This window comes from Bradyrhizobium semiaridum (genome assembly GCF_020329505.1).
In the GTDB taxonomy this organism is placed as follows: Bacteria; Pseudomonadota; Alphaproteobacteria; order Rhizobiales; family Xanthobacteraceae; genus Bradyrhizobium; species Bradyrhizobium semiaridum.
In genome coordinates, this window is record NZ_JAGKJJ010000007.1 from 289,724 (window position 1) to 303,092 (window position 13,369).

A 13,369-nucleotide genomic window follows, 5' to 3' on the forward strand; every position below is an offset into this window, starting at 1 on the left:
ATGCCAAAACCGTTCGACAAGCTCACCGCAACCGCCGCGCCGATCATGCGCAGCAACATCGATACCGACGTGATCATCCGTATCGAGCGGCTGGTCGGCAATTCGATCCGCGGCACGCTCGGCAAATGGGCGTTCGGCTCGCTGCGTTATCTGCCCGACGGCTCGGAGAATCCCGATTTCATCCTGAACCGCGAGCCGTATCGGGAGGCGGAGATCCTCGTCACCGGGCCGAATTTCGGCTGCGGCTCGTCGCGCGAGGGTGCGGTGTGGTCGCTGCAGGAGCGCGGCATCCGCGCCATCATCGGCTCCGGCTTCGGCGACATCTTCTTCGCCAACTGTTTTCAGAACGGAATCCTGCCCATCGTCGTCGACAAGGCGGTGGTCGATTCACTGGCCGCCGACATCGAGGCGACGCAGGGCGCGGGCAAGGTCTCGATCGATCTCGAGGCGCAGACCGTCGTCTCGCCGTCCGGCAAGCAGTATTCCTTCGAGATCGACCCGCGGCGGCGTGAAGGGCTCTTGAAGGGTCTCGATGAGGTCGCGCTGACATTGCAGCGCGACGACGACATCCACGCCTTCCAGGATGCCGACCGTACGGCGCGGCCCTGGATTCATTCGACAAGGATATCCGCATGAGCACGCAGTCCAACATGATCAAGGTCGCCGTGGTCGGCGGCGAGGGCATCGGCCCCGAAGTCACGGCGCAGTCGCGCCGCGTGCTCGAATGGTTCGCCGCCAACCGCGGCGTCCCGATGACGCTGCGCGACGCGGAGTATGGGCTGATCCCGTATCTCAAGACCGGCAAGGTGCTCCCTGAGGACACCGCTGACGCAATGGACGAGGCCGATGCGATCCTGTGGGGCGCGACCGGCGGGCCGGAGACCACGGAAGTGCCGGCCGCCGCGCGCAAGGCCGGCAGCCTGCTTGGCCTGCGCAGCAAATACGATCTCTACGCCAATCTGCGTCCGATCGTGGCGAGCCCGTCGCTGTCCGCGTCGGCGCCGCTGAAGGCCGAAGTGCTTGACGGCGTCGACTTCGTCATCATCCGCGAGCTGACCAGCGGCATCTATTTCGGCGAGCCGCGCGGCATCGAGACGCTGCCGGACGGCCAGCGCCGCGGCTTCAACACCGAGCAATACACCACCAATCAGATCCGCCGCGTGGCGCGGTCGGCGTTCGAGCTGGCGCGCACCCGCCGCAACAAGGTCTGCTCGGTCGACAAGGCCAACGTGCTGGAGACCAGCGTGGTGTGGCGCGAGGAAGTGATCGCGCTGCACAAGGAAGAGTTCTCCGACGTCGAGCTGACCCATCTCTATGTCGACAACGCCGCGATGCAGATCGTGCGCGAGCCGCGGCAGTTCGACGTGATGGTAACAGGCAATATCTTCGGCGACATCCTGTCCGACTGTGCGGCGATGGCCTCGGGCTCGCTCGGCATGCTGCCGTCGGCCTCGCTCGGTCCGGTCGACCGTTACGGACGGCGCAAGGCGCTGTATGAGCCGGTGCACGGCAGCGCGCCCGACATCGCCGGCAAGGGCATCGCCAACCCGCTTGGCTCGATCCTCAGCGTCGCGATGCTGCTGCGCCTGACGCTGAACCGGCCGGAGGATGCGGACCTCCTGGAAAAAGCGGTGCAGACCGCGCTCGCCTCCGGTGCACGGACGGCGGATATCGCCGAGGCCGGCGCGAAGCGGATCTCGACCGTCGAGATGGGCGACGCGGTGCTGCGCGCGCTGGACAAGGTTGCCGCGAAGGAGCACGCGTGATGGCCAACATCTCCAGACGCTCGGTTCTGACGGTAATCGCCGCCGGCGGCGCGGCGCTTGCAACCCGGCGTGCTGGAGCCGAGCCGATGAGCGGCCGCGCGGTCTATCCGGTCGCCGTGCCGGTCTATCAGACGCAGTTCGTCGCCGACCGCATCGGCTACTTCAAGGAGGCCGGGCTCGACTGCAAGCTGGTGCAGGGCGGCAGCGGTGTGAAAACCCGCGAGATCATCGCCTCGTCGCAGGGCGACATCGGCATCGGCGACGTCACCCATCCGATGCAGCTGACCAATCACGGCCGTGCCGCGCGGGTGCTGTTGCCGGTCGACACCCGGTCGAACTCGGTGATGTTCATCATCCGCAAGGACCTGAAGGACCAAGGCATCAATACGCTGGAGGCGTTCACGCAGTGGAAGCGGCCTGACGGCCGCAAGCCGATCGTCTCGGTGTCCTCGCTCGGCGGCACCAACCATGTCTGGGCGTCCTACTACATGGAAACCATGGGGCTCGACGACAAGGTGACCTGGATCGGCACCGGCAATGTCGACACCATGTTGGGCTCGCTGAAGTCGAAACAGGTCGACATCCTGGTCTCGTCGCTGTCGCTGCTGACCGACGCGCAGCAACATGGCTGGGGCGAACTGCTGTTCGATGGCACTGACGAGGCGATCTGGAACAAGCATATCGGCGGCAAGGTGCCGGTGACCGGGCATTTCACGCTGCAGGCCACGATCGACAAGGACCCGGCCAAGATGCAGGCCTATGTCACCGCGCTGTGGCGCGCGGCGCAATGGATCAAGGTGCACAAGCCGGAAGAGGTCTATGACGCCATCGAGCCCTATGTCGGCAGCACCTCGCGCGACTCCAACTTGCTGGAAATCGGCTCGATCCAGAAGGTCGCGGACTACGACGGCACGGTGGATGCGGCGAGCTTCGCGCGCGGCGAAAAGGTCTGGTTCCGCGAGATGACCGGCATCAAGCCGCTCAAGATCGCCGATGTGTTCAACGCCGCCCTGATCGACGCAGCGCGCAAGGCCTATCCGGGTTGAGCGCGCTGGAGACCAGCGAAGCGTTGGCCTCGCACTCGCCGGCGGACCGCCGCGTCGAGGTCAAGGGGCTGAGCAAATCGTTCCAGCTTGCCAGGACCACGATCGAGGCGGTGCGCGACGTCTCCTTCGACGTCCGCCGCGGCGAGTTCGTCGCGCTGCTCGGACCGTCGGGCTCCGGCAAGAGCACCGTGCTCAACATGATCGCCTCGCTGATCCGGCCGAGCGGCGGCGAGATCCTGATCGACGGCAAGCGCGTCGTCCCCGGCAAGGCGACGCCTGATGTCGGCTACGTCTTTCAGCGGGACACGCTGTTTCCCTGGCGCACCGTCGGCGACAATATCGGCTACGGGCTGGAGCTTGCGGGCGTGCCGGCGCAGCAGCGCAAGGAGCGCATCGCCGAATGCGTCGCGCAGGCCGGGCTGAAGGGCTTCGAAAACGCCTATCCCTCGGCGCTATCCGGCGGCATGCGCCAGCGCGCGGCGCTGATGCGGACGCTGATCGTGGAGCCGCAGATCCTTCTGATGGACGAGCCGTTCGGCGCGCTCGACACCCACACCAAGATCGACATGCACGAGGTGCTGCTCAGGATCTGGGAGCGCGAGCAGCAGACCGTGCTGTTCGTCACCCACGATCTCGGTGAGGCGCTGACGCTGGCCGACCGGATCATCCTGTTCTCGGCGCGGCCGGGCCGCATCAAGGACATGTTCACGGTCGACTTCGCGCGCCCGCGCGACGCGGTGAAGGTGCGGGAGACGCCGCGCTATGCCGAGCTGTTCCAGCACATCTGGCACTCGCTCGGCGAGGAATTCGTCAAGGGCCGCAGCGCATGAAGACATACAGCACGCTGAACACGATCGGCTGGCAGGTCCTGATCTGCGCCATCGTGCTGTCGGTCTGGCAATGGGGCCACGATCTGCACACCACGCTGCCGTGGCTGGTGCCGGACCTGCTCGACCCGTACTTCATCTCGAAGCCGTCGATGATCTGGAGCAACTTCCTGATCCAGAGCTGCCTGACCTCGAAGCTCGGCGTCGTCAACGGCTGGTTCAACGGCGACTTCGCCAAATGCCTGGCGCGCAACGAGAACAACCTCTGGGCGGCGACCGCGATCACGCTGAAGAACACCTTCTTCGGCTTCGTCACCGGCGTAGTCTCCGGCTTCATCGCCGGGCTGATCCTCGGCCGCTCCGATCGCCTCAGCGCGATCTTTCAGCCGTTCATCACTGCGGTGAATTCGATCCCGCGAATCGCGCTGGCGCCGATCATCGTGCTGGCGTTCGGGATCGGCGACATGTCGAAGATCGTGACGTCCTGGATCGTCGTGGTGTTCCTGGTGTTCTTCAACACCTTCGAAGGCGCGCGCTCGATCGACGAAGGTTTCACCAATGCCGCGCGCCTGCTCGGCGCCAGCGAGTGGCAGATCACCCGCACGGTGGTGATCCCTTCGACCATGGCCTGGGTGTTCGCGTCGCTGACCCCTGCGATCTCATTCGCGCTGATCGGCGTGATCGTCGGCGAGTTCATCGGCGCCGAGCGCGGTATCGGCCGGCTCATCATCGAATCGGAGGCGCGCGGCGAAGCCTCCGGCATGATGGTCGCGGTGGTCGTGCTGATGCTGGTCGGCGTGGTGCTGTCGGCGATCATCTGGCGGCTGCAGGCCTATCTGTTGCGCTGGCAGCGGCAGCGCAGCGCCGAATAAAATGCGGCCCGGGACGGATGCCGTCCGCGGGCCGCCTGCGAGATCATGCTGCGTTTTCCGACGGCGAGGTTTCGCCGTCGAGCCAGTCCTGCTCCCTGGCGAGCGCGCGCCAGGCCGCCTCCATCCGCTTGTAGCGATTGTAGGTCGGTTCCTCGGATGCGCGCTCCGCAAGCTGCGCGCAGTTCTCCGCATTGTCGAGAAATTGCTGCGACTGTTTCATGCAACGTCCTCCTGTTGATGAGGACGTGGTTCATCAATTCAGGCTATTCAACGCGCGGAACATGATCATTTCGCCACGGTGGTGAACGGCTGTTCAGCGAGTTCCGTGGTCGTTGTTCCGCGCATCGATGTGAGCATCCGCAACATGCCGGGCACGGGAACGGTTTGTCGCAGCCGACGTCGCGGCGGACTTTTGTTTTGCGGCATCCTTCGGCGTGGCGCCCTGCACGCGTCTCGGGCGTTATCAGCCGAGAGCGATGGAGGAACAAATGGCTGTCGAGACGGAACTCAAATTCCGTGTTCCCGCACGCAAGCTGAAGGCGCTAATGAAGCCACGGATTGCCGGCAGCAAGGGCGGCGAACCGTCCGAAAGCAATCTCGTCTCGACCTATTTTGACACCGCCCGCCACAAGTTGAAGCGGCACGGTCTCACGCTTCGCGTCCGGCAAGACGGCGGCAAGCACATCCAGACCGTCAAGTCGGCGCGCAGCCCGCGGTTTGGCCGCGGTGAATGGGAGACCGAGATCAAGGACGACAAGCCCGATCCCGGCAAGGCCAGCGGCACGCCACTCGACGCATTTGCTTCGAAGAAGCTGTGCAACAGGCTGAAGCCCATCTTCGAAACGTCGGTGCGGCGGATCACGGTGCCGCTGCAGATGAAGCGGAGCAGGATCGAGCTCGCCATCGATCGCGGGCGCACCACGGCCGGGCATCGTTCGCATCTGATTCAGGAGATCGAGCTCGAGCTGAAGCGCGGACGTCCGCTCGACCTATTCCGGGTCGCAAGGGCGCTGGAGCGGAAGTCGGGAGCCGAGCTCGACCTGCGCTCGAAGGCCGACCACGGCTACGAACTTGCCGGCGGCGAAGAGCATCGCGTCGTGACGGCCGAGAGCATCGTGCTCGATCCCGGAATGACGGCCGGCGAGGCATTTCGCGTGGTCGCGCGCGCGGCGTTCCGTCATTTCTCGTCAAACGCCGACGCCGTCCGAGAAGGCGAAGCGGAGGGCATTCACCAGATGCGGGTCGGTCTGCGGCGGTTGCGCGCGGCGATCTCGCTGTTCTCGAAGATCCTGGTCGGGCCGGCCACGGATGAGATCAAAGCGCAATTGAAATGGTTGACCAGCGAGCTGGCGGCGGCGCGGGAGCTCGACGTGTTCGTCAAGGAGGATATCGAGCCGGCGTCGCACGATGCCCTGCTGCGGCGCGGCGGCAAGGCGATCACGGAGGAATTTTCCGTCCGCCGCGAACGGGCGTTCGCCCGTGCCAGGAAGGCGGTCAGCTCGCCCCGCTATCGCTCGCTGCTGATCGACACGTTGCAATGGATCGAGGCGAAGCAAACGGTCGTGGCGGAGGACGAGGGCGGTCCGATCGACAAGTTCGCCGCCGCGCTGCTGCATCGCCGCATCAGGAAGCTGCGCAAGGACGGCCGGCGTCTCGCTGAGCTGTCGGTGCAGGAACGGCACAAGGTGCGTATCAGGGCCAAGAAGATCAGGTACGGGATCGACTTCTTCGAAAGCCTGTTTTCGGACAAGCGCGAGCAGAAGCAGCTGGCGCGGCTGTCGAAGCACCTGAAGCGGATCCAGAACGCGCTCGGCTCGCTGAACGATTTCGTTGCGCATCGCAAGCTGGCGGTCGATGCCGCGCTCAAGGCGCCGCACCGGAAAGAACGTGCGAGTGCGTTCGCGTCCGGTGTCGTGCTGGGACGCGAGGAGCAGTCAGTCAAACCGCTGATCAAGATCGCCGCAAAGGAAGTGCGTGGATTGGACAGTTTTTGAGGGGCGCCGTAAACCTCGCCCCGTCATTCCGGCGCGAAGCCGAGCCCGGAATCCATTCATCCACCTGCCTGGCGGCCCGATGGATTCCGGGCTCGATGCTACACGTAGCCCCGGAATGACGAGAGGGGCCTACGTCACCGGCGCCGGGTTGAACAGCGTGAGATCGTTGTGGATGCCCCAGCGGTCCGACCACGGCTTCGTGCGGCCACTAGCGACGTCGAGGATCAGGCGGAACAGGTCCCAGCCGGTTTCCTCGATGGTCTTCTCGCCGGTCGCGATGCAGCCGGCGTCGAAATCGATCAGATCCTTCCAGCGCCGCGCCAGCTCGCTGCGGGTCGCGACCTTGATGACGGGCGCGGCGGCGAGGCCGTAGGGCGTGCCGCGGCCGGTGGTGAACACCTGCAGCGTCATCCCGGAGGCGAGCTGCAGCGTGCCGCAGATGAAATCGCTCGCCGGCGTCGCCGCGAACAGCATGCCCTTCTGCCGCGCCTTCTCGCCGGGCGACAGCACGCCCGCGATCGGGCCCGAGCCCGACTTGACGATCGAGCCCAGCGATTTCTCGACGATGTTGGCGAGCCCGCCCTTCTTGTTGCCCGGCGTGGTGTTGGCGCTGCGATCGGCACCGCCGCGGGCGAGATAGGCGTCGTACCACGCCATCTCGCGGATCAGCGCACGGCCGACGTCCTCGCTCGCGGCGCGGCGCGTGAGAAGCTGGATCGCGTCGCGCACCTCGGTCACTTCCGAGAACATCACGGTTGCGCCCGCGCGCACCAGGAGGTCGGCAGCGAAGCCGACGGCGGGATTCGCGGTGACGCCGGAGAACGCGTCGCTGCCGCCGCATTGCAGGCCGATCACGAGATCGGCGGCAGGACAGGTCTCGCGCTTGCGGGCGTTGAGAACCTTCAGCCGCGCCTCGGCCTGGGTCATGATGGCCTCGACGATCGCGCCGAAGCCGTCGAACGCCTCGTCCTGCATCCGCACGATGGCGTCACCGGCGCCTTCAGGCACCAGTCGCTCGGGTGCCAGCTTTTCGCAGCCGAGCCCGACGACGAGGATTTCGCCGCCGAAATTCGGGTTGAGCGCGAGGTTCTGCAAGGTGCGGATCGGCACCACCGCGTCGGGCGCTGATATCGCGACGCCGCAGCCATAGGCATGGGTCAGCGGCACCACGTCGTCGACATTGGAATATTTCGGCAGCAGCTCGGCACGGATGCGCTTGACCGCATACTCCATCGTGCCCTTGACGCATTGCACGGAGGACGAGATGCCGAGGATGTTCTTGGTGCCGACCGAGCCGTCTGCGTTGCGAAAACCTTCGAAGGTGAAGCCTTCCAGCGGCGGCAGCGCCGGCGGCACCGCAGTTGCGATCTCGAGCTGGTCGAGCGGCGGCGCCTCGGGCATGCGGATGCGCGCCTCGTCGACCCATTCACCGGCCAGGATCGGCGCCAGCGCCGTCCCGATCACCTCACCATACCGGATGATCGGCGCGCCCTCGGCGATGTCTTCAAGTGCAGCCTTGTGGCCCTGCGGCACGAAGGCGCGCAGCGTCAGGCCGCAGGCGAAGCGCGAGCCGGCAGGCAGCCCGAAATCATTCACCACGATCGCGACGTTGTCGCGCGCGTTGAGCTTGATGTAGCGGGGCTGCTCCTCGGCACCGATCGACTGGTCCATGTATGTCGCTCCTCAAGAGCAATGTGAGTTTGGTGCGAGATGGAGCGGCACAAGTTCACCTCTCCCCATCGGGAAGAGGTCGGCGCGAAGCGCCGGGTGAGGGACCGCGGGTCCCACGAGAGAGCGTAACCCCTCACCCGGAACGCATCCGACGATGCGTTCCGGCCTCTCCCACAAGGGGAGAGGCGGGCACCTTTCTCTGCGGCTTGAGCTGTGCCACGAACTCAACCCGGGAACGTATAAGCCGTCTTTACCGTCGTATAGAACTCCCGCGCATAGGCGCCCTGTTCGCGGGCGCCGTAGCTCGAGCCTTTGCGGCCGCCGAACGGCACGTGGTAGTCGACGCCGGCGGTCGGCAGGTTGACCATCACCATGCCGGCTTCGCTGTTGCGCTTGTAGTGCGAGGCGTATTTCAGGCTCGTGGTGCAGATACCGGAGGCGAGGCCGAACTCGGTGTCGTTGGAGATCGCGAGCGCCTCCTCGTAATCCTTGGCGCGGATCACGCAGGCGACCGGACCGAAGATTTCCTCGCGCGCGATGCGCATGGAATTGTTGGCCTCGGTGAACAGCGCCGGCTGCAGATAGAAGCCGGGCGTCTCGCGGTTGAGCAGCTCGCCGCCCCAGTGCAGGCGGGCGCCCTCGTCCTGGCCGATCTTGATGTAACGGAGATCCTGGTCGAGCTGGCTTTGGTCGACCACGGGGCCGACATGCACGCCGCTCTTCAAGGCATCGTCTACCGAAAGGCCTTTCATCCGCTCGGTCATCGCGGCGACGAAGCGGTCATGAATGCCTGCGGTGACGATGAGGCGCGAGGAGGCCGTGCAGCGCTGGCCGGTGGAGAAATAGGCGCCGTTGACGGCGACCTCGACCGCGACCTTGAGGTCGGCGTCGTCGAGCACCACGAGCGGGTTCTTGCCGCCCATCTCGAGCTGGAACTTCTTCATCGGGTTCGACAGCACGCAGGCCTGCGCGATCTTGCGGCCGGTCTGCACCGAGCCGGTGAAGGAGATCGCGGCGACATCAGGGTGCTCGAGCAGGGTTTGGCCGACCACGGAGCCCGAGCCGATCACGAGGTTGAACACGCCAGATGGAATGCCGGAGCGCGCGATGATCTCGGACAGCGCATGCGCCGAGCCCGGCACCAGCTCGGCCGGCTTGAACACCACGGTGTTGCCGTAGCAGAGTGCCGGCGCGATCTTCCAGGCCGGGATCGCGATCGGGAAATTCCACGGCGTGATCATGCCGACGACGCCGACCGGCTCGCGGGTGATCTCGACGTCGAGGCCGGGCCGCACCGATGCGCCCTTCTCACCCGTCAGCCGCAGCGCTTCGCCGGCGAAGAACGCAAAGATCTGGCCGGCACGCGCAACCTCGCCGATGCCCTCGGGCAGCGTCTTGCCTTCCTCGCGGGCGAGCAGGCGGCCGAGCTCTTCCTTGCGGGCGAGGATTTCGACCGAAACCTTGTTCAGCGCGTCGAAGCGCTCCTGCGGTGTCGAGCGCGACCAGGCAGGGAAGGCGGCCTTGGCGGCGGCGATCGCCTTCTCGGTCTGTGCCTTGTCGGCCTTGGCGTATTCGCCGACCACGTCCTTGGTGTTGGAGGGATTGATGTCCCGCGTGATGCCCGATCCGTCGACCCATTCGCCGGCGATGAAGTTCTTCTGGTGAGCGGTCATGTTTCTCTCCACTTTTCTCTTAGCGCACGAGGCAAGGACGCTTGTCGTCGAAGGTCCAGCCCGGAATCAGGAACTGCATGGCGAGCGCATCGTCGCGAGCGCCGAGCCCATGCTGCCTGTATAGCGCGTTCGCGGCCTCAATGGCAGCGCGATCGATCTCGATGCCGAGGCCCGGACGATCCGGGACGGCGACCTTGCCGCCCTTGATCTGCAGCGGCTCCTTGGTCAAGGCCTGGCCGTCCTGCCAGATCCAGGGAGTGTCGATCGCGGTCACCTTGCCGGGCGCGGCGGCACCGACATGGGTGAACATCGCCAGCGAAATGTCGACCGTGACGCGGGCGTTCGGAAAGCGCTTGGCTTTCGCGGTGACAGCCTCGATCTCCTCCTCGCCGCATAGCGCGCCGCCCTTGAGCTTGAAATCGGCGAAGCCGTAATGCGTCAGGAGGGCCTCGGCTGCTCCTCCCTTCGTCTCTTTTCATTTCCGCCTTCAGCCTATTCCGCCGCGAGATGCCGGCGATGCGTCCAAGCCGAAGCCGGTATCGATTGATACCGAATTTGGATTGATTATGCTGGGAACCTCAGCAATCAGGAGTATCCCGTGAAGGCCGTCTACAGCGATCTGCACCGCAGCCATGATCCGCAATTCTTCCTGGTCCGCGGTGTGGTCCAGCGCACCACCGAACAGCCCGAGCGTGCCGACCGTCTGCTGGCGGGCCTGAAGGCGGGCAAGCACACGCTGATCGAGCCGACCAGATTCGGGCAGGGGCCGCGGGCGCGCGTGCACAGTCCGGAATATCTGACCTTCCTCGCCGAAGCCTGGGACGCCTGGACCGCGCTCGGCGATGCCGGCCCGGAGATGATCGCGAACATCCACCCGGTGCGTAACGCCGGCACCTATCCGACGCATATCGTCGGCAAGCTCGGCTGGCACACGGCCGATACCGCCGCGCCGATCGGTCCCGGCACCTGGGCCGGCGCCTGCGCCTCGAGCGATGTCGCCGTCACCGCCGCGCAGATGGTGCTCGACGGCGAGGACGCCGTGTATGCGCTGTGCCGTCCGCCCGGCCATCACGCCTATCGCGATCTCGCCGGCGGCTTCTGCTTCCTCAACAACAGCGCGATCGCGGCCGAGCATCTGCGGCAGAAGCACGAGCGAGTCGTAATCCTCGACGTCGACGTGCATCACGGCAACGGCACGCAGGGTATCTTCTATGAGCGGCCCGACGTCTTCACGGTCTCGATTCACGCCGATCCGTCGTTCTTCTATCCGTTCGTCTGGGGCTATGCGCATGAGCGCGGCGCGGGCCCGGGCCTCGGCGCCAACCTCAACATTCCGCTCGCCAAAGGCACCGGCGACGACGGCTACATGAAGGCGCTCGCGGCGGCCGAGAGGGCGATCCGTGCCTTCGCGCCGACCGCGCTCGTGGTCGCGCTCGGCCTCGATGCGTCGGAGAAGGATCCGCTCGCGGGCCTCGCGGTCACCACTGACGGCTTCCGCCGCATCGGCGAGGCGCTGGCGCGGATCGGTCTGCCGACCGTGCTGGTGCAGGAGGGCGGCTACCTCTCCGACATCCTCGGTGCGAATCTGACGGCCGTGCTCGGCGGGTTCGAGGCCGCTCGGTAGCTCCGCAGCGTCACGGCGAGCGAAGCGAAGCAGTCCATCGCGTCGCTCGAGGTGGCATGGATTACTTCACTCCCGCAATGACGCGCGAGGCGATACATCGCGACAAAAGTAAGATTATATGACTAGGAATTCCCGCTGACTTGTGGTCATCCTAGCGGATGAGCCGATCAAGGGCAGCCGATCCGATGACGTCCGATCTGGTGATCATTCCGGCACGGCGGGCGCATTCCAACCACGCCGAGGTCGCGCGCAGCATCGGCATCGACATCATCGCCGGCCGCTTCGCCGAGGGCACGCGATTGCCCGGCGATGCCGAGCTGACGTCGAGCTTCGGCGTCTCGCGGCCGGTGCTGCGCGAAAGCATCAAGACGCTGGTGGCGAAGGGACTGCTCACCACCAAGGCGCGGGTCGGCACCGTGGTGCGCGGGCGCGGCTTCTGGAACATGTTCGACGCCGACGTGCTGGCCTGGCATCTCGATGTGGGTATCGACAAGCAGTTCCTCGGCGACCTCGCCGAGATCCGCCTTGCGATCGAGCCGCGCGCGGCGGCGCTCGCCGCGTCCCGCCGCAGCGAGGCCGACATCGCCGAGCTGCGCCGCTGCATCGAGACGATGCGGCGCGAGCCGTCGGATTCCGACGCCTTCACCGATGGCGATCTCGCGCTCCACATCGCGGTTGCCAATGCCTCGGGCAACCCGTTCATGCGTTCGGCTGACGGCGTGATCGAGGCCGCGCTGCGCGCCTCGTTCGTGGTCAGTGCGCCGGTCGATCCGGCCGACCGCGAGATGGTGCTGAGCTGGCACCAGGACATTGTCGATGCGATCGCCGATGGCCGCGCGGTCGATGCTGCCGCGGCGATGACCGCGGCCATCTTCCACGGCATCCGCCGCCACGGGGCGACGGTCGTCGATCCCGCTTTGTACGGCTCCGCAGCCGCCGCCAAATCCGACAGATGAAGGGCACGTTGTGAGCGAAGAACTGCGCATCGCCATTGTCGGCTTCGGCACGATCGCGCAGCGGCAGCACGTGCCGGCGATCGCGAAGACGTCAAGCGCCGCGCTCGTCGCCGTCGCGGATCCCGTCAACTCGCCGGCCGACCTGCCGCATTTCCGCGATCTGGAGCAGCTGCTGCGCGAGGGTCCCGAGATCGATGCGGTCGCGCTCTGCACGCCGCCGCAAATGCGCCGCGCCCAGGCGGCGACCGCGCTCGCCGCGCGCAAGCATGTTCTCCTGGAAAAGCCGCCGGGCGCTACCGTCGGCGAGCTCACGCCGCTGATCGCCGCCGCGCGCGAGGCCGACAGGACGCTGTTCGCGACCTGGCATTCGCGTCATGCGCCCGCGGTCGAGCCCGCGCGCAACCTGCTCGCCGGCCGCAAGGTCACCAAGGTGACGATCATCTGGAAGGAAGACGTGCGCGTCTGGCATCCCGGCCAGGCCTGGATTTTCGAGGCCGGTGGCTTCGGCGTGTTCGATCCCGGCATCAACGCGCTGTCGGTCCTGACGCGCATTCTGCGAGAGCCGGTGTTCGCTAGAAAGGCGGAGCTGCTGTTTCCGTCCAATCGCGACGCGCCGATTGCGGCGGAGCTCGAACTGTCCGATGCGAACGGCCTGCCTGTTCATGCCGAGTTCGATTTCCGCCAGAGCGGTCCGCCGAGCTGGGAGATCCTCTGCGAGACCGAAGCAGGACCGGTGGCGCTGCTCAAGGGCGGACGGCAATTGCAGGACGGCGGCCGGCTGATCGTCGACGCCGACAAGGAGGAATATCCCGCGCTCTATCGCCGCTTCATTGCGCTGACGGCCGAGCGCAAATCCGATGTCGATCTCGCGCCCTTGCAGCTGGTCGCCGACAGCTTCATGCTGGGGCGGCGGCGCATCGTCGAGCCGTTTGAAGACTGA

At 66.0% G+C, this 13,369-nt stretch carries 12 protein-coding genes and 1 pseudogene; 9 read left to right on the forward strand and 4 right to left on the reverse strand.

Annotated features, from left to right (window positions below; translation table 11 throughout):
• From leuD to J6500_RS12020, 5 genes are read left to right on the forward strand one after another with little or no spacing between them, the layout of a single operon-like run.
• Positions 1-636, forward strand: a complete 636-nt coding sequence (gene leuD / locus J6500_RS12000) for a 3-isopropylmalate dehydratase small subunit (protein WP_225712897.1) — start codon at positions 1-3, stop codon at positions 634-636.
• The gene (leuB, locus tag J6500_RS12005) at positions 633-1,766 is read left to right on the forward strand and encodes a 3-isopropylmalate dehydrogenase (RefSeq protein ID WP_225712898.1); all 1,134 of its coding nucleotides are present in this window, start codon (positions 633-635) and stop codon (positions 1,764-1,766) included. The genes leuD and leuB overlap by 4 nt, the downstream gene beginning before the upstream one ends.
• The gene (locus tag J6500_RS12010) at positions 1,766-2,812 is read left to right on the forward strand and encodes an ABC transporter substrate-binding protein (protein WP_225712899.1); all 1,047 of its coding nucleotides are present in this window, start codon (positions 1,766-1,768) and stop codon (positions 2,810-2,812) included. The genes leuB and J6500_RS12010 overlap by 1 nt, the downstream gene beginning before the upstream one ends.
• A complete protein-coding gene (locus tag J6500_RS12015) occupies positions 2,809-3,642 on the forward strand; it encodes an ABC transporter ATP-binding protein (RefSeq protein WP_225712900.1) in 834 nt (277 codons plus the stop codon). Before J6500_RS12010 ends, J6500_RS12015 begins: the two co-directional genes overlap by 4 nt.
• A complete protein-coding gene (locus tag J6500_RS12020) occupies positions 3,639-4,511 on the forward strand; it encodes an ABC transporter permease (protein ID WP_225712901.1) in 873 nt (290 codons plus the stop codon). The genes J6500_RS12015 and J6500_RS12020 overlap by 4 nt, the downstream gene beginning before the upstream one ends.
• Positions 4,512-4,554: 43 nt before the next feature.
• Here J6500_RS12020 and J6500_RS12025 read toward each other — a convergent pair whose 3' ends face one another.
• Positions 4,555-4,731 (reverse strand): hypothetical protein, encoded by a 177-nt coding sequence (locus J6500_RS12025; RefSeq protein ID WP_225712902.1) that lies wholly within the window; start codon positions 4,729-4,731, stop codon positions 4,555-4,557.
• Between the two features lie 268 nt (positions 4,732-4,999).
• Here J6500_RS12025 and J6500_RS12030 point away from each other — a divergent pair, with 268 nt between their 5' ends.
• Entirely contained in the window at positions 5,000-6,505 is a 1,506-nt protein-coding gene (locus tag J6500_RS12030) for a CYTH and CHAD domain-containing protein (protein WP_225712903.1), read from the forward strand.
• A 129-nt stretch (positions 6,506-6,634) separates the two neighbouring features.
• Here J6500_RS12030 and garD read toward each other — a convergent pair whose 3' ends face one another.
• The 3 genes and pseudogenes from garD to J6500_RS12045 all read right to left on the reverse strand — a co-directional run.
• Positions 6,635-8,176 carry a galactarate dehydratase gene (garD, locus tag J6500_RS12035; RefSeq protein WP_225712904.1) on the reverse strand — a complete coding sequence of 514 codons (1,542 nt, stop codon included), beginning with the start codon at positions 8,174-8,176 and terminating at the stop codon, positions 6,635-6,637.
• A 224-nt stretch (positions 8,177-8,400) separates the two neighbouring features.
• Positions 8,401-9,849: an aldehyde dehydrogenase family protein gene (locus J6500_RS12040; protein ID WP_225712905.1), complete on the reverse strand. Its 1,449-nt coding sequence runs from the start codon at positions 9,847-9,849 to the stop codon at positions 8,401-8,403.
• 19 nt (positions 9,850-9,868) lie between these two features.
• Positions 9,869-10,303 (reverse strand): annotated as a pseudogene (locus tag J6500_RS12045) (enolase C-terminal domain-like protein); the annotation flags it as partial.
• A gap of 144 nt (positions 10,304-10,447) precedes the next feature.
• Between J6500_RS12045 and J6500_RS12050 the strand changes: the two are divergent.
• The 3 genes from J6500_RS12050 (at position 10,448) to J6500_RS12060 (ending at position 13,369) form a co-directional block, all read left to right on the forward strand.
• Complete coding sequence (locus tag J6500_RS12050) at positions 10,448-11,473, forward strand: histone deacetylase family protein (RefSeq protein ID WP_225712906.1); 1,026 nt, start codon at positions 10,448-10,450, stop codon at positions 11,471-11,473.
• Positions 11,474-11,658: 185 nt separating this feature from the next.
• On the forward strand, positions 11,659-12,429 hold the full coding sequence (locus tag J6500_RS12055) for a FadR/GntR family transcriptional regulator (protein WP_225712907.1): 771 nt from the start codon (positions 11,659-11,661) through the stop codon (positions 12,427-12,429).
• 10 nt (positions 12,430-12,439) lie between these two features.
• Positions 12,440-13,369, forward strand: coding sequence for a Gfo/Idh/MocA family protein (locus J6500_RS12060; protein WP_225712908.1), 930 nt, complete (start codon positions 12,440-12,442; stop codon positions 13,367-13,369).